Origin of the sequence: Acinetobacter sp. 8I-beige, assembly GCF_902505955.1 — a bacterium.
Lineage (GTDB): Bacteria > Pseudomonadota > Gammaproteobacteria > Pseudomonadales > Moraxellaceae > Acinetobacter > Acinetobacter johnsonii.
The window spans coordinates 907,075-928,987 of sequence record NZ_LR732792.1; the positions used below are offsets into that span (position 1 = coordinate 907,075).

The window sequence follows — 21,913 nt, forward strand, 5'->3', positions numbered from 1 at the left end:
TGAAGGCAATTGGGTTAACCCCGATCTTAACGTTTGTCGAGTGGCACCCAGTCAATCACCCATGCGGACTTCATACCGAGGCTCGCATCTGAAGTGATCTTTTTGCGGGCTGCATCGGCAGTATCACGGTCTTTAGATGGCCCCACCATAATTCGTACGCCTTTAGAGGTTGGACTTTTAGTGACCTTATAGCCCTTGGCACGAAGCTTAGCAGCCAGTGCATCCGCATTGGCTTCATTGGCAGCCAATGCCACCTGTACCATCCATTGCTTATCGCCATGTTCAAGCAAATCACGCGCTTTCTCAGCTTCCGCCTTTTTCTTGGCTTCATCAGCTTTTCGCTTTTCATCTGCCTTACGTTTGTCTTCCGCTTTTTTATCAGCATCTGCTTTACGTTCAGCTTCTTTTTTCGCTTCAGCCTTACGCTCATCTTCTGCTTTACGTTTAGCCTCTGCTTCTCGCTTAGCTTTATCTTCAAGTGCTTGCTTTTCTGCTAAGGCTTTTTGCTCAGCCAGTTTTTTTGCAGCCGCTGCTTTTTCAGCTTCAGTACGCGCTTGCAGCTTTTGCTGTTCCAACTTCTTCAGCTCAGCGGCTTTATCCGCAGCAATTCGCTGTTGCTTGGCTTTTTCATCTTCAACCAATTCTGGTGGAATGTTGTCCGAGCTTTGCTGTGCAGCATTACGGTGCGCATTCAACGCAGCATATTCTTCCGCTGCTTTACGTGCAGCATCTGCTTCGGCTTGCTGTTGCATTGCTAAAAATTCGGCCGCACGAGCTTCTTGTTCAGCAACCGATTTTTCACGTGCTACACGTTGTTGTTCCAGTAACCGCTTTTCTGTTTCAACATCAACCGTTAACGGCTGAAGTTGAAACAACTCACCTTCGGCATTGCGTTGCACATTTTGTGTGACTAGCTCTGGTGTTTTAATATTATTTTGATGTATTTCTTCTTTGCCTTTAAGCAGTAATGCCGCCAAAAGGACACCACCACCTAATAAAACAACGCCACCCATCCAACGTTGTTTGCTATTCATTGACATTCTTCCAAATACTCCCATACCGCTTCTAAGGTATGAAATGAACCACATACCAAAATCAGCTGATTATTCTTTGTTTCGTCGAGCGCTGATTTAAAAGCCAATTTCACACTGTCAAAGTGCTGCACATATTGCCCTTGCAGCGCTTGATCCAATTGTTCAATTGGAGCTGCACGCGGGACAGTTAATGCCGCAATTTTCCACATTTGTATGGAATCTTTCAATAACTCTGTGACAGATTTCACATCTTTATCTGCCAACATCGAGAAAACACTGACTACTTCAGTGTACTGTTTATTGTATTTTAGGAAATTTCGCAATTGATTTAATAAAAAAGCAACACCATGCGGGTTATGCCCTGCATCAAAAATTACGGTTTTATTGTGTATTTGGCGAATTTCAAAACGACCTTGCAGTTGTGCGTTTTGAATTCCTTCAGAAATAGCCGCTTGAGTAACCGTTAAACCACTCAATAAAACAGCAGCAACAGCTGTTGAAATATTCTCAACCGCCAATGTGCCGAGGGGTAATTTTAATGTTGTACCTGAGGATGCAAACATCCACGACTCATCATTTTCACTACGTTGATAAAAATAGTCACGATTCACTGCATAAAGCTTTGCAGCACAAGCATCCGCCTTATCGATAATCGCCTGAGGGATTTGTTGTAAGCCGCCAAACACCACAGGAATATTTGGACGGATGATGCCTGCCTTTTCAAAGGCAATCTTTTCAATGGTATCGCCCAGCCAGTCAGTATGGTCCAAACCAATATTAGTAATCACCGCAACATCGGGTTCAATCACGTTAACCACATCTAAACGACCGCCTAGACCGACTTCAAGGACCCAAACATCACATGATTGGTCTTTAAAAATGACAAAAGCCGCGAGTGTGGTCGCCTCAAAGAACGAGAGGCTTAAATCACAATCACGGCGCGCTTGATCCACTTGTACAAAAGCATCGACCAAGCTTTGGTTATCGACCTCTACACCACGCAATTTAACCCGTTCATTAAAACGGTAAATATGTGGTGACTGATACAGTCCCACCTTATAGCCTTGCGCATTTAAAATAGCAGCCAGTGTGGTGGTGGTCGAACCTTTTCCATTGGTTCCCGCTACAGTTAAAACTTTAGCATCGGGACGCGTCACCCCGAGCTTTTCAGCTACAGGAATGACCCGTTCCAATCCTAAATCAATCCCCGTAACGTGAACATGGCCCCAATAATCGAGCCATGTTTCTAAAGAGTCTGTTGCAAGTGGTGCTGTGTTCAAGACAAATTCATCAGTTTCGCGACAATACGATAAACTGTATCACGTAATGCGTGACGGTGAACAATTTGATCGATTACACCATGATCAAGCAAGTATTCCGCACGTTGGAACGGCTCTTCTAGCTTTTCACGTACAGTTTGTTCGATCACGCGTTTACCAGCGAAACCAATCATCGCTTTCGGTTCAGCAATATGTACATCACCGAGCATCGCTAGAGATGCGGTTACACCACCATAAACAGGATGCGTCAACACCACTAAGTATGGTAGGCCAGCATCTTTCATTTTTTGAATGGCCGCTGAAGTACGCGCCATTTGCATCAAAGACAACATACCTTCTTGCATACGCGCACCGCCTGAAGCAGCAAAGCAAATCAGAGGTTGCTTGTCCGCAATGGCTTTTTCAGCCGCTTGCACAAAACGGTCACCAACAACTGTACCCATTGAGCCACCCATGAAGTCAAATTCAAAGGCACAGGCAACCAAAGGAATACCTTTAAGTAAACCTTGCATCACCACCAAGGCTTCAGTTTCACCTGTTTTGGTCTGTGCTTCACTCATACGCGCTGGATATGGCTTTGAGTCGACAAATTTCAACGGATCTTTGGCTTTAAATTCTTGTCCCAACTCTGTTTGCACTTGGTCAAAGAACCAATTCAAACGATCACGGGCTTTCATACGCAAATGTTCATCACACTGAGGGCAAACATACGCGTTAAATGACATTGCAGTACGTGTAACAAGTGCATGGCACTCAGGGCATTCAATCGTTGGTTCTGTAAACGTCGCCTTGAGTGAGGTTTGCTCATCAGGTACTTGAATACCGGGTACACCACGTTCAGTCCATGGCGTCGATGGGCTTAGGATTTTCCCTGATTTAACATCTTGACTCATACTAACTCATCGAGCGCTGCTCGAAGCTCCTTGACTTTATTAACCGTTTCAACCACGGCTTGTTCTGGTGCTAAGTTTGCAAATTGCTTAACAAAAGCACTACCAACAATCACAGCATCAGCCACTCCGCCCATTGCTTTGGCAGATGTCGCATCACTGATCCCAAAACCAACACCGACAGGAATATCTGTTTCTGCTTTAATTTTCGCAATTCGGTTTGCAGCTTCAGCAACGTCTAAAGTTGCTGCACCTGTGACCCCTTTTAAAGACACGTAATAGATGAAACCACTCGCCTGTTTCACTACATGTTTAATGCGTTCGTCCGTTGAGGTTGGCGCTAGTAAAAAGATTTGATCCATATCAAATTGCTTCAATACAACATCAAGCTCTGCTGCTTCTTCTGGTGGTAAGTCCACCAGTAGAATGCCATCGACACCACATGCATGCGCAGTCGATACAAACTTTTCATAACCAATGACTTCAACAGGATTCAGATAACCCATTAATACGACTGGGGTCTCTTGATCCTTTTGACGGAACTCTTTGACCATATTCAAAGCATCTAAGGTATTGGTGCCACCTGCCAATGCGCGTTCTGCAGCAAGGGCAATCACAGGACCATCTGCCATAGGGTCTGAAAATGGAAGACCGAGTTCAATCACATCTACACCCGCCTCGACCATCTGATGTAACAAAGGAACTGTTACCTGAGGATGAGGGTCACCAGCCATAACATAAGAAACCAAAGCTTTACGCTGTTGAGATTTAAGCTGTCCAAAACGAGTGGCTAAACGTGACATAGGGTTGTGCTTTCCTTAACTTGTTTAAAATTAAAACTACTGAGGAGTTGGCTTTGTAAAAATACAAGACGCTGCATTGTAACGCTATTTTTTACTCATTGAATAGAGCACATCGCGTTCGCGTTCCAATTCATTTTTCGTCAAATATTTTCAGAACAACCGTAAAGCACCATTTACTGATATTTCGGTTTTTTTCTCAATGATCAAAGATGCCTAATTTTAGGAAATACCAAAATGTCTAAGTTTTAGATAAACTTATTTTTATTTGCAAAAAAATGATAAAAATAGGCAGTTTAGCTTTTACATTTAAAGTTTTATGAAATAGCAAAACCTGCATTATACTACGCACATTCTTTCATTTCCCTATCTCCTATGACCACCGATAACTCAGGTTTAGTGCAAGCACGTGCGCTTGCGCTGTTACCGCTTATTGTTTTTTTAGCCATTTTCTTAGGCAGTGGTATTTACCATTCTGTGATTGGAACTGAGTTTGCGTTCTATCAAATGAAAGCGCCTGTTGCGGCCATTCCTGCCATTATTTTGGCGGTGTTGATTTATCGCGGTGAGCTGAATCAAGGCATCGAAACCTTTCTGCGCGGTGCAAGTCACCCGAACCTTATCTTGATGTTTATGGTGTTCATGCTGGCAGGCGCTTTTGCCAGTACTACCAGTGCCATTGGCAGTGTAGATGCCACAGTGCAAATGGGCTTGTCTGCGATTCCACCAGCCTTTGTGCTGCCCATGCTATTTATTATTTCAGCATTCATTGCAACGGCAATGGGCACCTCGATGGGCACCATTGCGGCCTGCGCACCGATTGCCTTTGGTTTCTCTCAAGCCACTGATATTGCTGCGGTCTATGCCATAGGCGCGGTCGTGGGCGGTGCGATGTTTGGTGATAACCTGTCGATGATTTCGGATACCACCATTGCAGCCACCACCAGTCAAAAAGTTCAACTTCGAGACAAGTTTCGCGTCAATGTCTGGATTGCAGTACCAGCAGCTTTAATCACAATCGCGATTTATGTCTTTAGCATCCATCAAACCGAAACCATTCAATCCAAAGACTTTAATCCTTGGCTGGTGTTGCCCTATGTCGTGGTGTTTTTCCTCGCCTTCAGTCGTTTACACGTGCTTGCGGTACTTACAGTCGGTGTAGTGCTCTCTGGGGTGATGGGACTGATTGCACAGCCAGAATTTACCGTCATTCAACTCAACACAGCCATCTATGATGGTTTTGTCGGAATGTTTGAAGTCGCGTTACTGTCGATGTTCTTGGGCGGTCTTTCGACCATTATGCAAAAAGAAGGTGGACTCGACTGGCTTATTCAACGCATTTACAGCCTCACCCGTTTATTTAAAGTTGGTCGTGAGCGCGCAGGTGAAATCGGATTGAGCTTTTTAGTAGTTTTCTCTAACATTTTTGTGGCCAACAACACTGTAGCGATTATTTTATCGGGCGATATGGCGCGTGAAGTCGCTAAAGAATATGGCGTAGACCCCAAACGTGCAGCCGCTTTGCTCGACATCTTTTCATGTGTTGTACAAGGGCTTATTCCCTATGGAGCACAGCTTCTATTGGCCTGCTCAATTGCAAAGCTTTCGCCAGTTGAACTCATCGGCAGCATTTACTACTGTTGGATACTGGCGATCTTTGCCATCCTTGCGATTGCATTCCGTTTTCCACGACTGAAATCAGCCTGATCATTACATACATTTCAGCGCCTGTACAAAGGCGCTTTTTTTATGCCTGCTGTTATTTCAGTTGTCGTTTCAACTGCAATAAGGTCTGTCCACTGTGCTGTTTATAGGCACGCGCTAAAGCAGACTGTCCCGAATAGCCGAGTTGTAAAGCGATTTCAGTCAAACTCAAACCTTGTTGTAATAAATATTCACATCGTTTCATGCGCTCTGACTCAAGTATTCTCTTAAATGAACTATCCCAGTCTTGCAACTGGCGTTGTAAGGTCCGCGTTGACAGGTGTAATTCATTGGCAATCTGTTCAATTTTAGGAGCTTCCGCATGTGCTTTAAGATAATCAGCCACGGCGCTATGAATCTGTTGTAATACGCCCTCATAACGAGGCTTGAGGGCAATTGCTACCTCTGCTTGTTTCAGTAATAGCTGCGTTAAAGAAGGATCCGCAAAGCCCGATTTTAAAGTCAAACTGTCCGCACTCATCACATAGGCATAGCAGGCTTGATTAAAGCTCACTTCACAGCCATAAAATTTTTGATAATGATACTGTGTCATCTGGGCTGGATGCGCCATTTGGATTTTTAAGAATTGTAATTGATCGGGAAAAATTTTCTTGGCCAAATGCACAATGGATGCCATGGTCATTTCATTCAGTGAAGCATATTTATCATTGAGAAAAGGCCAAGTCAGCCAAATTTCATTGCCCCTTTGCTGCATCTGCATGGGACTCACTTCTGCACCATCAATCACCAAACGACTAAAACGCATCACATAACTCAGTGCTTCAGCCACGCTATTACTGCGTGTGGCCATATAGCCCAAAACACCAAAATGCTCAGGTTGAATAAATTTTGCCATCTCCATAATCAACTGAGGGCAATCCAGCTGCTCTCGCGTCAGTTGTAAAATCGTTTGAAAGAATGAAAATGGCGATTGGGTATCGATTGGCAGTTGTAATATATGCTCCAGTTCATACTGATATTGCGCTAAAAAACCGAGTTGATGAAAATCAATTCCTTGCTCTATGAGATACATGTTCCAGAGCTGAAAATAACCATTGGGGATTTGTAATTCTTGCATGACGGCCAACCCGCTATTTGACATGCGATATTTTCACATTGGCGTAAAATGTATAAAAAATGGCAATATCTGTCAAAACAAACTGCATTTTCTCCGACATACTGCAATCATCCAAGGCAAATGAAGTAAAACAAAATGAATGCCATTGTTACAGCCCCTATTGAACCGATTGTGCGAACCCAACTCAATTTTAAGCTCGATGAAGTGCCACGTTTTTGGTTTGGCGGCGACCCATTCCGGACGCGCATGTTCGATGCACTCAGCCTCACTTTCCCCGATGGAGAACGCTATTTTATTCAAAGCGTGCGTTTGTTTAGGGACCAAATTACAGACTCAAGCTTAGCGGCTCGTGTCAGTGATTTTATTAAACAGGAAGCACAGCATGGCATTGCCCATGACAAAATGAATCAGGTCATGCGAGAACAAGGCATGCCTGTCGATCAGTTTATTCAGCGTTTAAATAAAATCTTTAAGTTCGAATTAAACAAACGCTCACCTCAATACAACATTGCCATGACTGCTGCGGCAGAACATTTAACAGCACTGATGGCCGAAACTTTTTATAGCCATAAAGCCACGTTGGCTGAGGCTCACCCTTATGTGCGTGCTTTATTTGCATGGCATGCCATTGAAGAAATGGAACACCGCGATGTGGCGTTTGATGTGATGAAACAAGTCGGACATGTACCCGAAACAACGCGTCTATTTGCATTGGCCTTTACCACGGTGATGATGTTTGGTTTCACTACCTATCGTGCAGATGTCATGCTCAAACATGATGGCTTTAACCGTATTCAGCGCTTGCAAATGATGCGTAAAGGGCTGCCTTGGTTCTTTGGTAAAAAAGGGATACTGTCCCGCATGCGTGGTCAATATCTCGATTGGTTTAAGAAAGACTTTCATCCCAATCAACATCCTGTGATTGCACAGTACGATGTTTGGATCGATACCCTCGCAGAAAGTCATGACCCGATTTTAGCAGGTGAAGCTTTTTGGCAAGCAGGGAAATAATTCAGTAAGCACAACAAATATACACTTTGGATGAGTTTAGGTATCATACGCCATCTTAAAACATGGGCATATGAAGTTGAATTTGTATGTCCGATTACATCCGAAGTTAAAAATGTCGTTTAAATTCAAACTCCGCGTTCTTGGTTATCTGATCATGGTCAATGCAGTGATCTCGATGCTCATTGCTTGCAGATATTTCCTGTATTTATCTGAGTTTCCAACAGATTTATTGGGATTCAGTTTCTTATTTACTGGAACATTCTCGCACATGACTGTGCTTGCTTCATTGATTGGCTTGATCTTGATTCCGAGCTTATTTCTACCCAATACGCTACGTCATATTACGCAAGCAAGTATTGCTAGCTTGGCACTCATTGCACTGATCATAGATACCTTTGTTTATGCACAGTACCGTTTCCATATCAATACCGTCATGCTGGAACTGGTGATGTCAGGTCAGGTTGTGAGTTTCTCAATCTCAACATGGCTGATGGTCATTGCTGCGATTGCCTGTATTTTTGCAGCACAATTTTACTTGATCCGATTCTTAGAGAAAAAATTACCCACTTTTTCATGGAGCATTGGTAAAAAGTTTACAGACTTAGTGTTTGTCGCTTTACTTTTAAGTAATGGTATTCACGTTTGGGCTGCAGCACATGTGTATCAACCTGTAACCATGACACAACGCTATTTACCGATGTTTTATCCGATGACCTCGAATAAAACCATGAAAAAGTACGGCTGGATTGATGAAGAAGCCTTAGAAAAACAAAAGGCTATGTCTTTAGAACGTAAAAGTGACCTGAATTATCCGCTGACGCCGATTGTTGGAGAAGCTCCAAAGCAACCCACCAATATTATGTTTATCGTGATTGATTCTTGGCGTGCAGACACATTTAATGCAGACAACTCACCAAACTTGTGGAATTATGCGCAGAACGGAAAGATTTTTAATCAACACTATTCAACAGGAAATGCCACACGCACAGGTATTTTTGGGATGTTCTATGGTATTCCTGGTACTTACTGGCATGGCATGATTGTGAACCGCCAAAGTCCAGTATTTATTGACCGTTTGCAAGCACTGAATTATCAACTGGGTTTATTTGCTGCTGCCAAATTAACCAACCCTGAATTCCATGAAACCGCGTTTTCAAAAGTGCCAAATTTACGTATTGGTTCTTCTGGCAAAGTGGCGGGGGGGATAGATGAAGAATTAACGCAAGATTGGTTAAAGTGGTATGAAAAAAGAGATCGAAACAAACCGACCTTTTCATTTTTATTTTACGACTCCCCACACGGATACAGCTTCCCTAAAGACTATCCACACCAGTACAAACCTATGCTGGATGAGGTTAATTATCTCAAGTTAAGTAATGATTCCGATCGTTCATTAATGATGAATCGTTATAAAACTAGTGTGCATTACGTCGACAGCATTGTGAAACAGGTTTTAGATAAACTCAAAGAAACAGGTGATGCAGAAAACACGTTGGTCATCATTACTGGCGACCATGGGCAAGAAGTGAATGATAATCTTCAAAACTTTTGGGGACATAATGGTAACTTTACCGACCCTCAAGTCAAAGTTCCCTTTGCAATCATTGGTCCGAAGATTCAAGCTGATAAACTATGGAATAACCAAGTTTTAACCAGCCATCAAGATATTGTTCCAACTCTCATGAAGAACTATTTAGGTGTAACCACAAAAATTCACGACTATTCAGTGGGTGAAGATTTGTTGGGAGCACAAATTCAACGTGATTGGATCTTAGCATCTAGCTATAGTAAGTATGGCATCGTCACACCTAAAAACATCTTAGAAGTGGGGGCTCTTGGTCAGTTCGAAATCTTAGATAAAAAGAATCAGCCAATGTCAGATCAAGAACCAAACTATGCTCATGTTCAAGCAGCATTGGAGCAAATTAGTCGTTTTAATAAATAAAGGCAAAAGAAAAACCGGCATGAAGCCGGTTTATTTATCACAGGTCTTTTTACCACTTTGCATAGTGCTGTTCGAGCAGTCCATATTCATTCAGCAATACAACCTCTTGATCACCCTGTTGAATCGTACCGCTAATCTTGGCTTGCCACTGACTAAACTGACTGCCCACGAGACGCAAGTTTAGATTTTCAAAACGGCGCCAACCTGTAGTCACGGTTAAATTTAAACATTCATCTAACGAGCGAATGCTCCAACGTCCTTCTTCTTCCATTTGGAACAGAACATCACTCACGGTATAGAGCTTTCCATTCATCCACAGACAGTTTTCATTGCCAAAACTTTCATTCACACCAGAGGCTAAGTTCAGACCAATACGCTTACCCTGTGCATCCCAAAAACTACAAGAGAGCCAAAACCAAGCTGTTTCCGGTCGGAGGAAACCACAGGTATCATCTAGCGCAGCTAAGGTCCGCTCATTAAACTGAATGATCTGCCCTGCTTTGTTGGTAAAAAAACCCTCACACGCTAAGGTGGTCAATTTTTGGGTATAAGTCCAACCATTAATCCCTGTTGGACTGCACATACTCAATGGATCAGTACCTGCGCAGAAAATTCGGGCACTCAGCTTAATCTCACCATACTTGGTGACTTGAACATAGCGCACCCCATTGGCATGCTGAATTTCAATTTGAAACGGTGAATTTGCAAACACACTCTGGTTATACAAAGGCTGTTCATCTAAAACGGTTTTACGCGCCAGAAAATTCACGGCGTTCCATTCAAGTACTTCATTTTTAAAATGATCGTAAATATAAACGAAACCATGCCCAGCCCAAGCAATATCAGCAATCGCTAAGCCAATAGTGTAATGCTCATGTTGAATGCTACAAAACTTAAATTTCTTATATTTCAGCTTTTTCCGCCATCCCGTGAGTACTTCACCATATGGGGTTTTATACTGATACTTATTTAAATCAATGGTTTTTGGAAGTTCGCTAAACCGACCATAATGTGGTTGTCCGTTGGACTGTATCAAATCCATTGATGCTTTATCCTTAAGCAAAAGTTAATTAATATCCCTAAGCATATTATGCCTATAATTTTAAAGGTGAAAAGTATTTAGTTTGTTTTTTCATCAAATTATTCACTAAACCTGCTTTTCGTTTTAATACATCACTTAAAAAAATTAGGAATAATCCAACCTAATTTAACATGAGATATATATTTTCCCATGTGTTTGCATCAAACTCAGCTTCAACCAAAGCCACATAACGACCATGTACACAATCAATCGCAATACAGCCATCAACGTCTAAAACACGGTCAGTATGTTGCTTTTGCCACTTTTGATCAAAATATTGTTTGCCAAGTTGTTTAGCTTCCGCGGCATGCGGCGCAACGACGAGTACATAACGATGTAACTCCCCAAATTCACGTGTGTCATAGCCACCTAAATTTATGAGCCACAGTTTTTCATCCTCTGCTTGGGGTTGGGCATCACTAAACTGTATTTGGTATTTTTTCCCTGCACTTTCGACACACTCCACTTGCATCCAAGCATCAATATGTAAGCCTTTTTGTTCACCAAACCATGCATTTTTAAGTTGCGGGTAACTCTCTTCTAAACTGTCAGCGACTGCAAATACAACATCATGGACTTCGGTATTGGCGCGTGCATGATGACCGCCGAGCATGACCATAAATAGGCTAGGCATTCTATTTCCTTTCTTTTGAGATATTTTTTTATAGCTAACAGGCGCTTCACGGAAGCATCATTCGCAATTGTTCGAGGTAAACTACATTTCGAGAGAAATGTTTTTGCAACTCCATTAATCACATGAAAGTATAGGACGAGTTTTGCGAATGACAATGCCTTTGGTTACTTTGGGCTTATCCAAAGTGACATTATGAACTCCTTACATTTGAGGTTTAAACAGTAAGACTCCGTCAAAATTTAAATAACGTTACGACCAATACAATAAGATAGATTTGACCAAAGTTTTCATTGGCAGGAAATATCTTACTTTTGTTTCGGCAAAAGTAACAAAACCATCTTATTGAGCAGACATTACATCCCTGTAATGCTGCTCAACGGGCAACATCCATGTCGCCTTACCTTATTCATGTTTTGGATAAACTTCTATTTCAAAAAAATCGTGCTGAGCTTTCACCCAACACGATTCTTTAAATCTAGTCGTAAAACCTTCCCAAATAGGGAGGCTTCAAGGAGCTAATTACATCTCAACCATTTCCACGCCATCAATACGTGCCACAGTCATCAAGTCCTTATCACCACGGCCTGAAACCGTCGCAATAATAATTTGATCTTTAGACATGGTTGGCGCAAGTTTAGTGACATAAGCCATGGCATGAGAACTCTCTAATGCAGGAATGATGCCTTCAATCTGAGTTAAATCGCGGAAACCTTGCAGAGCTTCATTGTCATTGATTGGCACATATTCAACACGATGCATGTCTTTTAAGAAGCTGTGTTCAGGACCTACACCTGGATAATCTAAACCTGCTGAAATCGAATGAGTTTCAATAATCTGACCTTGTTCATCCGACATTAAATAGGTACGGTTACCGTGTAAAACACCAACATGACCTGCATTTAAAGGTGCAGAGTGCTTACCGGTTTCAATACCATAACCTGCCGCTTCGACACCATACATTTTAACATCTGGATCATTTAAGAATGGGTAGAACAAGCCCATCGCATTTGAACCACCGCCTACACATGCCACCAAGGCATCAGGTAAACGCCCTGCTTGCTCTTGAATTTGTTTGCGAGCTTCACGACCAATAATGGACTGGAAATCACGAACTAACTGTGGATATGGATGTGGACCTGCAACTGTACCAATCACGTAGTAAGTTGAGTCAACATTAGTCACCCAGTCACGCATGGCTTCGTTCATGGCATCTTTTAATGTTTTAGAGCCACTTTCCACAGGCACAACGGTCGCACCAAGTAAACGCATACGATAGACGTTCATGGCTTGACGTTTCACGTCATCTGCACCCATGAATACCACACATTCAAGACCTAAACGTGCTGCGATGGTTGCCGTTGCCACACCGTGCTGACCTGCGCCAGTTTCAGCAATAATACGTTTTTTACCCGATAATTTTGCCAGTAAAGCCTGACCAATCGTGTTGTTCACTTTATGTGAACCCGTATGATTCAAGTCTTCACGTTTTAAGTAAATTTGCGCACCACCCAACTCTTTCGACCATCGCTCAGCATAATATAAAGGACTAGGACGACCTACATAGTAGGCGAGGTCACGGTCGAATTCTGCCAGAAACTGCTCATCATCTTTCATACGGAAATAGAGCTTTTCTAAGTCTTCTAATGCTGCCATTAGAGTTTCTGACACAAAACGTCCGCCATGGATACCGAAATGCCCACGTTCATCTGGGTATTGGGTATAGTCAATCACATTACTTTGCTGATCCACGATGGACTCCTTGCATGAAGTTTTCTATAAGTTGTTGGTCTTTTATACCTTTAGCGGATTCGACGCCTCCGCTGACATCTACAGCATAAGCCCCAGTCGTCTTTATAGCGTCTTCAACATTAGTTGGGGTTAAACCACCAGCTAAAATTAAAGGAATATCGAGCTTGGGGAATTGTGACCAGTCAAAACTGTGTCCTGTTCCCCCTTTCAGTTCAGGATGCCATGCATCTAAGAGCACTGCGCTTGCCCCTGCCTGTTGAAACCGTTGAACTTCTGCCACCACATTCAGGTCAGGTTTCACTTGAATGGCTTTATACCAACGACGTCCTACTTGTGCCGCAATTGCCTGACAGTCTTCTGGTGTTTCATCACCATGAAACTGAATGATATCGAGCGCCACTTGTTTTAACACATCTACAATGTCATCCGCAGTGGCATTCACAAAAAGTCCAACTGTTTGCACATAAGCAGGCACATGTTGAATCAATTCTTTAGCTTGAGCTGCACTGACATGGCGTGGACTAGGCGGGAAAAATACAAAACCAATTGCATCAGCCCCGGCATTGACCACAGCTTGAATATCTTGGCTACGGGTAATTCCACAAATTTTGGCACGGGTTCGCATAGGTTATGACTCTGGCTCAACCCTATTTATAGCTGATCTATAAATAACAGGGCGAATCATTGTAATGCAATTTTTTCGCCTTGCGTAAAGTTCATCCTGAAAAATCTTTACATAGATTGTTTAATTCACATACAAACCTTATACTTCGCGCAAATGCAATAAGTCTAAGCACTATGCTTTAGGGAAGTTGGTGAGAGTCCAACACTGCCCCCGCAACGGTAAAACGAAACGTATATCTTTATAAGTGTTTGCACTTACATCACTGCACTCGTGTGGGAAGATGGATATACCAATATTGTTCGCAATATTTATATTTAAGTCCGGAGACCTGCTTATTGCGCCATTTAACTCAATCATTCACGGGGGGTGAATGTATGGAGCCAGCATGCCAAATTTATTTCAGCCTACAGCTTTAGTGGGCGCAATCGCTATTGCGATGGGTTTCTCCGTGTCTGCATCTGCAAAAGACAGCATTAATGCCTCTTTAGATACACTAGTTGTAACTGCAACACGTTCTGAAGAAAAGATTAAAGACGTACCAGCACGTATCTCAATTATTGAACCACAGATTGTAGAACAATCGCCAATTGCATCTTTACCTGATCTATTAAAAACAGATGCCGCGATCAATATGGTGCAAAGCGGTGGTATAGGGCAGCTTGCAGATATCTACTTACGTGGAACTGAATCAGATCACACCTTAATTTTACGTGATGGTGTTCGTTTAAATAATGCTTCTTCAGGTACTGCAAGTCTTGCATTTTTAGATACTACTGACATTAAACAAATTGAAGTTCTCAAAGGTCCAGCATCCGTCTTATATGGTACCGATGCGATTGGCGGTGTAATTCAACTTGTATCTAAAACACCAGAAAAAACAGGCGCTTTTATTACAGGAGAAATGGGTGAGCACAGCACTTATAAATCTGTAATAGGTGCAGACTTAGCAGAAAATGGTTTTTATGCACAAGTTCGTGGTCAACGCCTAGAATCAGATGCAACTAAAGTGACGGATCAAAAAACCAATAAAACTGATACTGCATCTTTCGATCAAAAAGGCTTTAGTACCAAATTAGGCGTCGAAAAAGAAGACTATGCTGTATCAGTAGATTACAGCAGTAATAAAGGTACAAGCTTATATGATGCTTACACCTTTGATGGTACGTTACTAAAACAAGATTTTGAAAATGAGATCATCAATCTGCGTAGCCGTTTAAATGTAACGGATCAATTTGAACTCAACACACGTTTATCTCAATTTAATGACGAAGTTGATCAAAAAGATTCAACAGACTACGTCCATAGTAAGACACAAGAAGCTGAACTTTATGGCAAATGGAACTTCACTCCTAGCCAATCTATTATTTCTGGGATTACCCATCGCAAACTTGAAGGCGACATCTTATCTTATGGTACACCTTATAATGAAGATGTAGATTCAACTGGTTACTATGCTCAACATCAATACAACGGTTCAAAACTAAATACTCAAGTTGGTATTCGCCTTGAAGATAACGAAAAATATGGTTCACATACTGTAGGCCAAATGGCGGCACGTTATCAATTATTCGCTAACACAAGTATTTATACAAATATTGGCACTGCTTTTAAATCACCAACGTTAAATGAACTCTATAACTCATGGAATGGTAATCCTAACTTAGATCCTGAAGAAAGTACTTCCTATGAAATTGGTCTTGATCAGGTTTTAGCTTACGGTTTCCAAACAGGTTTATCTGCTTATTACATAAAAGTAGATGACTTAATTGCATCTGGTTCAAATGGTTTATTAACCAATATTCAAGAGGCAACTTATCAAGGCGGTGAGCTATATCTAGGTTGGCAACAAGATGAATTGTTTACGAAAGCAACCTATAGCTATGTTAAAGCTCAAAATGAAGAAACCAATGAAGATTTAAAACGTAGACCTCGCCAAGGATTCACTTTAACGACTGGTTTACAAAACGAAGTTTATGGTATTAGTGCTTCATTAGTTGCCAAATCTAAAGCCAAAGAGTGGAATAAAAACTATAGTACTTCAGGTTATGCAACCATTGATATCAATGCATTTTGGAATGTAAACCCATATGTAAAACTCTTCACGAATATTCAGAATATTGGTGATGTTGAATATAAAACCGCATATCAAGACCGTGGTTATTACTATATGAATGGCGGCCGTCTGGCTACCGCAGGAGTCACTTTCCGTTATTAATTTAATGTAAAGACTCAAAAAACCATTTAAAACAGCGCAGTTTATGGATAATGTTTTGACCGGCATTATCCTTTTTTTCATTCTTTAGGCAGGACAAATTATGGGCCACCGTTTAAGTAAAATTTATACCCGTACTGGCGACTCAGGCACCACAGGTCTGGGTGATGGATCACGTGTCACTAAAGATGATCTAAGAATTACCGCACTTGGTGATGTGGATGAACTTAATTCAACAATTGGCGTACTTCGTGCTCAAATTACCGCAAGTCAAATCACGGACAAAGCCACATGGGATAAAAGCTTAAGCCTGATCCAGCACTGGCTTTTCGACTTAGGCGGTGAAGTGTGTATTCCAAATTATCATTTGCTCCAGCCTGTTTGTATTGAGTTTCTTGAACAAGAAATTGACCGTATGAATGAAAACTTACCAATGCTGAAAGAGTTTATTCTCCCTTCAGGTTCTTTGGCATGTAGCTATGCACATCAAGCACGAGCGGTATGTCGCCGAGCTGAACGTAGCTTAATGTCGGTGCACACTCGTGATCAAAATATTCAAAGCACCGCACTACAGTTACTCAACCGCTTATCTGACTGGCTTTTTGTTGCATCGCGTGCTTTACAGCGTGCTGAAGGTGGATCGGAAGTACTTTGGCAAAAAAATATCAATGAAACTATTTAAACGATTCTAAGTTTTTAGAACGAAATAGATTTTTTCGAAGTCTTCCTGTGATCAATTCACTGGAAGACTTTTTGATATTATTTTTCTTTTGTGAAAAGAAACCAAAACCATTTTCCAAGCGTAAAACTCGTCTACTACCATCTCTTATCCTAAATTTCACAGAAGCATTTCATTCAAATTCAGTTCCGCCGCAAACCATTACAAATCGCATTTACGCATATCTAATATCTCCACCTTAGAATCTATCCCCCAATCCAATGTTTTAGCGCTACAATCACTCAAAAGATATATATAGATCAGGTTCAATATGAGAATCATCGGACATCGTGGTGCACGTGGCGAAGCCCCAGAAAATACACTCGGCGGTTTTCAATATATTCATGATCTGGGCATACGTGCGGTCGAATTTGATGTTCGTCAGCTCAAAGACCATGAGCTGATCATTATGCATGATGACAACATGCTCCGAACCACAGGGATCGACCAAGCGCTCTACCCATTAAACAGCACACAACTCGATACCTATAATCAAGCACATATTTGGTTAGACTGGAAAAAGCAAAGTACCCCAACATTGCTACAAGCCCTTCAGATTATGCAGGACTTCGAACATCTTGAAGTTGAAGTCAAAGCTGTAGAAACACAAGCTGAAGCTGAGCGACTAACACACCATCTCACACAGCAACTTAGAGGCTTTGAACGCACTGCGGTCATCACTAGTTTTGATCTTAAAATCCTACAAGCACTCCAAGATCAACACTCAACATTTAAACGTGGTTTATTAATTGAAGACGATATTCAACATCTCGCGATTGAACAAGCGCTCAAATACGACTGTTGCCAAATCGGCTGGATGAACCAACTCGCAACCGATGACTTGTTAAAAGCCACACAACAAGTAAATTTAGCCATTAGTGTTTGGACAGTGAATGACATCGAGCGCGCCAAACATTTACGTGACTGTGGCATTGATGGATTAATTACAGATTTTCCTAAAATGATGCTACAACATTTGATAGATGTGCATTGAACAATGCCAAAGATGGACTTGAGTTTTACATGACTAGTAGCACTGAAAATGTTCATTTTTCATATTGATCGCTCTGCTAATATAAAGCCTAGAAATGCTTCGATAATTTTGATATCTAAACATTCGTATTCTGTTACTGTTTAGTACAATACATCTGTACAATAATGCTAGTGAACCAAGGTTCGCTCATGCTAATATGCTGTAGCTTAATCCATGCAAAAAGTAATGGATTGACCTTCCATTTATACCTCCCAAGGTTTCAGGAGTGCTGTTGGAGATGAATGCTCCCCTACCCAAAGCCCCATTTAACTGGGTTGCAATTTTTGCATTGGTTTTTCTTCCCATTGTGGCTGTGATTGCAATTCCCTTATATGCCTTTCAGCATGATTTCAGCTTAGCTGCTTGGATCAGTATGTTTGTATTACTGGGTGTTAGTAGCTTAGGTATTACCGCTGGCTATCACCGTCTATGGGCACACCGTGCTTATGAAGCAAGCTTACCTTTAAAAATCATTTTGATGATTATGGGTACCTTTGCCGTGCAAAACAGTATTTTATTTTGGAGTTCAGGTCACCGTACCCACCACCGCCATGTCGATGATATCGAGAAAGATCCGTACTCGATTAACAATGGTTTTTGGTATGCGCACATGGGTTGGATGCTTCGTGACTATCCGTCAGCAGAACCTGATTTTAAAAATGCACCCGATTTACTGAATGATAAATTGGTGATGTTCCAACACAAATACTATGTTCCTTTAGTAATCATCGTACACACAGGTATTTTATTACCGATTGGTTGGGCGGTAGGTGACTTGTGGGGCGTATTATTGTTGGGCGGATTAATGCGTTTAATCCTCAGCCACCATGTCACATTCTTTATTAACTCTTTATGTCATATGTGGGGCAAACGTCCATATACAGACGAAAATACTGCACGTGACAACTTCTGGTTAGCGATTGCTACTTGGGGTGAGGGTTATCATAACTACCACCACATTTTCCAATACGACTACCGTAATGGTGTGAAATGGTGGCAATATGACCCAACCAAATGGTTGATTTGGTCATGCTCAAAACTGGGTTTAGCTAAAAACTTACGTCGTATTCCGAGCTTCAATATTAAAAAAGCTGAACTTGCGATGAAGTTTAAATATGCTGAACAAGACTTAGAAGTTCATGGTCTCAATGTCAGTGATGACATCAGCTCGGCGAAAGATCGTATTGCGCAAGAGTATGATGCATTCACCCAAACCTTGAATGACTGGGCAAAATTGAAAGAACAAGAAATTCAAGCCAAGAAAACAGCAGTGGCTGAAAAAATCCATCAAATGGATGAAAAGCTCAAAATTGAATTTCAGTTAGTCGAACAGCGCTTAGGTCATCATCGTCAAACCTTGACCACACTGATGCGCAGCATTAAAAAAGCCCCTGTTTCTCAATAACTAATCTCTGATTTACCATTTCAAAAGAAAGCTCCGCAAGGGGCTTTTTTTAGCAGTTTATAAAGGATAACAACATGGATATTAACAACATTCCTTTCGGTATCACCAACTGGGCCGAGATACCCACCATCCGCCATACAGGTGATCAAGGTTATGCTCTGTGGCGTACTCAGCAATTTGACGCAATTCGCGTGCGTATGGTGGAGTATTCTGAGAACTATTTGGCCGACCACTGGTGTTCTAAAGGGCATATTCTGTTGTGCTTAGAAGGCGAACTACACACCGAACTAGATGATGGTCGAATTTTTACCCTCACGGCTGGCATGAGTTACCAAGTTGCAGATGAAGCTGAAGCCCATCGCTCGTCCACCTCAAAGGGTGCCAAGCTGTTTATAGTTGACTAAAACAGTTGGATATATGTCTTAACACTAAAACTTTGCTATATTGATAGGGTCATGGCTTATCCCTTGTGATCCTTCACTATGCAGTTCAATTCACGCTATTCTCTCCTTCCGTCAAAGCTTTATCACCATCAACAGCCCCTGCCACTGAAAGGGACAAAAGCAGGTCATTTCAATGCTGTATTGGCAGAACAGTTGCAATGGTCTGAAGCCGACAAACAGTCTTGGGTAGAGATTTGCAGCGGACAAAAAACCTTTAGTGAATTTGAACCATTGGCGATGGTCTATGCAGGACATCAATTTGGTCAGTGGGCAGGACAGCTTGGTGATGGTCGAGGTTTATTGATCGCACAAATTCTCGATCAATATGGGCAAACCATTGACCTGCATTTAAAGGGTGCAGGTTCTACTCCTTACTCGCGTATGGGAGATGGTCGTGCGGTACTTCGCTCCGTCATTCGTGAGTATCTAGCTGGACATGCGCTGAATAGTTTAGGCGTGGCTTCAAGCAACGCGGTGGGCTTTACCTCATCAGCTCAAGGCGTGCAGCGGGAGAAATTAGAACTTGGTGCAATGATGTTACGTACATCAGACTGTCATATTCGCTTGGGGCATTTTGAATGGATCAATCAGTATCAACCTGATTTACTCGACGAATTTACCCAAAAATGCATCGCATGGCATTACCCCGAGTGTTTAGATGCAGACCAACCCGTTTTGGCATTTGCAATCCAAGTGATTCAACGGACTGCGGTAATGATTGCCAAATGGCAACTGGTCGGTTTCGCACATGGGGTGATGAATACCGATAATTTAAACATTACGGGTTCAACCCTCGATTTTGGCCCTTATGGCTTTATGGAGCGCTTCCGTCCGAATTGGATTAACAATCACTCCGACTATCAAGGCCGCTATACCTATCAGCAGCAGCCGAGCATTGGTCACTGGAATTTATGGACATGGTTGAATAACCTCATTCCGCTTTGTCCGCAAGACTATGACAAAGAACAATGGAAGCAAGACCTTGCCGATTGCCTAGAGCACTATGAACCCACATTCTTGGAGCACTACAAACTGGGTTTAAGTCAGAAAATGGGCTTACCTCATTTTCATACTGACAGTTTTGACTGTGCCATGACCTTCTTACGGATTCTACAAACTGAACAGCTCGACTACACACAAAGCTTTACGCGTTTGCAAGAGCAGCAATATGAAATGATTAAAGATGACTGCCTTGACCGTCGTCAATTTGAAAGTTTCCTCGCGCAATATGAACAGATTCGTGCAAATCAAAACACAACAGAACTCAATGCAGCTATGCAGCAAGCCAATCCTGTTTATATCCTACGCAATCACATGGCACAAAAAGCGATTGAGCTGGCTGAACGGAACGATTTCTCAGAAGTCGAACGCTTATTTGACCTGCTTAGCCATCCATTTGAGCGGAATGTAGCACTAGAGAAAGCTGAGGATTTAGCACCTTTACCAACGGATGTGCCTGAAGTGATGGTGAGTTGTTCATCTTAAGCATTTGGCTTAAACTGTGGATAAATTAAACAATATCCACAGGGCTTCGCCCACTGAGTGATGATCAACATGTCCTTACATCTTATTGCTGCAAAAGCTGCACTTGCCCTGCCAGAAGTGACGTGTAGTCAGCCCTTTGGTGAAGGCTGTGATGTCTATAAAGTCATGGATAAAATGTTTTTGCTCAATTCATCTTTAAGTGGCGCGGCTTTAAGTAACTTAAAAGTTACGCCTGGCCACGGCGCGATGCTACGTGATATTTATCCGTATATTCATGCAGGTTGGCATATGAATAAAAAGCATTGGATTTCAATATATGAAGATGAAAACTTAGATTCGGATTTAGTCATTGATCTAGTACATAGCTCTTATGAGCTCGTGGTATCCAAGCTGAATAAACTACAAAGACAGCGAATCGCTGCGCTTAAAGCCATCACCTAAATATGTATTGAATGAAAAAGATTTTTAAATTATTCCTATTACATTTCCTAAAGCGCAACTCTATCACTGCATCAAACAGGTTATGGATTTGAACGTATATTGTCTCGGCTAAACAGTTTTTCAACATTTTCTACGTATTGCCCACTTTGGAACCCAAAATTCGAAACGAAAAGTGAAATGAGACATTTATAGATGATAAAAAAAAGCCCGACATCCTGTCGGGCTTTTTCGTATTGGTTAGCTAGGTATAACTCCTGTCCTACCTCACATCCTAGTGTTGAACTTATCATTTTTGTTTTATGTTTTGGAACTTCCTGTTCTCTATGACTGCATCATATAAAATAT

General features: G+C 41.9%; 19 protein-coding genes and 1 riboswitch. Of the genes, 10 read left to right on the forward strand and 9 right to left on the reverse strand.

What is annotated here, in order from left to right; genetic code table 11:
• Positions 1-26 precede the first annotated feature (26 nt).
• From GVX98_RS14710 to trpA, 4 genes are read right to left on the reverse strand one after another with little or no spacing between them, the layout of a single operon-like run.
• A complete protein-coding gene (locus tag GVX98_RS14710) occupies positions 27-1,034 on the reverse strand; it encodes an SPOR domain-containing protein (RefSeq protein WP_159128491.1) in 1,008 nt (335 codons plus the stop codon).
• On the reverse strand, positions 1,031-2,314 hold the full coding sequence (folC, locus tag GVX98_RS14715; protein ID WP_159128492.1) for a bifunctional tetrahydrofolate synthase/dihydrofolate synthase: 1,284 nt from the start codon (positions 2,312-2,314) through the stop codon (positions 1,031-1,033). Before folC ends, GVX98_RS14710 begins: the two co-directional genes overlap by 4 nt.
• The gene (gene accD, locus GVX98_RS14720) at positions 2,311-3,207 is read right to left on the reverse strand and encodes an acetyl-CoA carboxylase, carboxyltransferase subunit beta (protein ID WP_004697788.1); all 897 of its coding nucleotides are present in this window, start codon (positions 3,205-3,207) and stop codon (positions 2,311-2,313) included. The genes folC and accD overlap by 4 nt, the downstream gene beginning before the upstream one ends.
• Positions 3,204-4,007 carry a tryptophan synthase subunit alpha gene (gene trpA, locus GVX98_RS14725; RefSeq protein ID WP_005401958.1) on the reverse strand — a complete coding sequence of 268 codons (804 nt, stop codon included), beginning with the start codon at positions 4,005-4,007 and terminating at the stop codon, positions 3,204-3,206. The genes accD and trpA overlap by 4 nt, the downstream gene beginning before the upstream one ends.
• Before the next feature lie 372 nt (positions 4,008-4,379).
• Between trpA and GVX98_RS14730 the strand changes: the two genes are divergently transcribed.
• Positions 4,380-5,711, forward strand: a complete 1,332-nt coding sequence (locus tag GVX98_RS14730) for a Na+/H+ antiporter NhaC family protein (protein WP_159128493.1) — start codon at positions 4,380-4,382, stop codon at positions 5,709-5,711.
• 52 nt (positions 5,712-5,763) lie between these two features.
• On the opposite strand, the gene GVX98_RS14735 is transcribed toward GVX98_RS14730, so the two are convergent.
• Positions 5,764-6,786, reverse strand: a complete 1,023-nt coding sequence (locus GVX98_RS14735) for an AraC family transcriptional regulator (protein ID WP_159128731.1) — start codon at positions 6,784-6,786, stop codon at positions 5,764-5,766.
• A 135-nt stretch (positions 6,787-6,921) separates the two neighbouring features.
• Between GVX98_RS14735 and GVX98_RS14740 the strand changes: the two genes are divergently transcribed.
• Positions 6,922-7,797: a metal-dependent hydrolase gene (locus GVX98_RS14740; protein WP_159128494.1), complete on the forward strand. Its 876-nt coding sequence runs from the start codon at positions 6,922-6,924 to the stop codon at positions 7,795-7,797.
• A 112-nt stretch (positions 7,798-7,909) separates the two neighbouring features.
• Complete coding sequence (locus GVX98_RS14745) at positions 7,910-9,742, forward strand: DUF3413 domain-containing protein (RefSeq protein WP_171503352.1); 1,833 nt, start codon at positions 7,910-7,912, stop codon at positions 9,740-9,742.
• A 49-nt stretch (positions 9,743-9,791) separates the two neighbouring features.
• Here the strand turns inward: GVX98_RS14745 and GVX98_RS14750 are convergent, their stop codons facing one another.
• The 4 genes from GVX98_RS14750 to GVX98_RS14765 form a co-directional block, all read right to left on the reverse strand.
• On the reverse strand, positions 9,792-10,784 hold the full coding sequence (locus GVX98_RS14750) for a DUF2804 domain-containing protein (RefSeq protein WP_159128496.1): 993 nt from the start codon (positions 10,782-10,784) through the stop codon (positions 9,792-9,794).
• Positions 10,785-10,944: 160 nt separating this feature from the next.
• A complete protein-coding gene (locus GVX98_RS14755) occupies positions 10,945-11,457 on the reverse strand; it encodes a DUF1543 domain-containing protein (RefSeq protein WP_159128497.1) in 513 nt (170 codons plus the stop codon).
• Positions 11,458-11,976: 519 nt separating this feature from the next.
• Entirely contained in the window at positions 11,977-13,206 is a 1,230-nt protein-coding gene (trpB, locus tag GVX98_RS14760; RefSeq protein ID WP_159128498.1) for a tryptophan synthase subunit beta, read from the reverse strand.
• Positions 13,190-13,831, reverse strand: coding sequence for a phosphoribosylanthranilate isomerase (locus GVX98_RS14765; protein WP_126035369.1), 642 nt, complete (start codon positions 13,829-13,831; stop codon positions 13,190-13,192). The genes trpB and GVX98_RS14765 overlap by 17 nt, the downstream gene beginning before the upstream one ends.
• Before the next feature lie 143 nt (positions 13,832-13,974).
• A riboswitch (cobalamin riboswitch) is annotated at positions 13,975-14,182 on the forward strand.
• Between the two features lie 34 nt (positions 14,183-14,216).
• On the opposite strand from GVX98_RS14765, the gene GVX98_RS14770 reads away from it, so the two are divergent.
• From GVX98_RS14770 to GVX98_RS14800, 7 genes are all read left to right on the forward strand, one after another.
• On the forward strand, positions 14,217-16,046 hold the full coding sequence (locus GVX98_RS14770; RefSeq protein ID WP_004983609.1) for a TonB-dependent siderophore receptor: 1,830 nt from the start codon (positions 14,217-14,219) through the stop codon (positions 16,044-16,046).
• A 100-nt stretch (positions 16,047-16,146) separates the two neighbouring features.
• Positions 16,147-16,725, forward strand: coding sequence for a cob(I)yrinic acid a,c-diamide adenosyltransferase (locus GVX98_RS14775; protein WP_004983606.1), 579 nt, complete (start codon positions 16,147-16,149; stop codon positions 16,723-16,725).
• Between the two features lie 307 nt (positions 16,726-17,032).
• Positions 17,033-17,755 (forward strand): glycerophosphodiester phosphodiesterase, encoded by a 723-nt coding sequence (locus tag GVX98_RS14780; protein ID WP_004983604.1) that lies wholly within the window; start codon positions 17,033-17,035, stop codon positions 17,753-17,755.
• A gap of 277 nt (positions 17,756-18,032) precedes the next feature.
• Positions 18,033-19,199, forward strand: a complete 1,167-nt coding sequence (locus GVX98_RS14785; protein WP_159128499.1) for an acyl-CoA desaturase — start codon at positions 18,033-18,035, stop codon at positions 19,197-19,199.
• 74 nt (positions 19,200-19,273) lie between these two features.
• A complete protein-coding gene (locus tag GVX98_RS14790) occupies positions 19,274-19,603 on the forward strand; it encodes a DHCW motif cupin fold protein (RefSeq protein ID WP_159128500.1) in 330 nt (109 codons plus the stop codon).
• Positions 19,604-19,681: 78 nt separating this feature from the next.
• Positions 19,682-21,127, forward strand: coding sequence for a YdiU family protein (locus tag GVX98_RS14795; protein WP_159128501.1), 1,446 nt, complete (start codon positions 19,682-19,684; stop codon positions 21,125-21,127).
• A gap of 69 nt (positions 21,128-21,196) precedes the next feature.
• Positions 21,197-21,568, forward strand: a complete 372-nt coding sequence (locus GVX98_RS14800; protein WP_159128502.1) for an MmcQ/YjbR family DNA-binding protein — start codon at positions 21,197-21,199, stop codon at positions 21,566-21,568.
• Positions 21,569-21,913 lie beyond the last annotated feature (345 nt).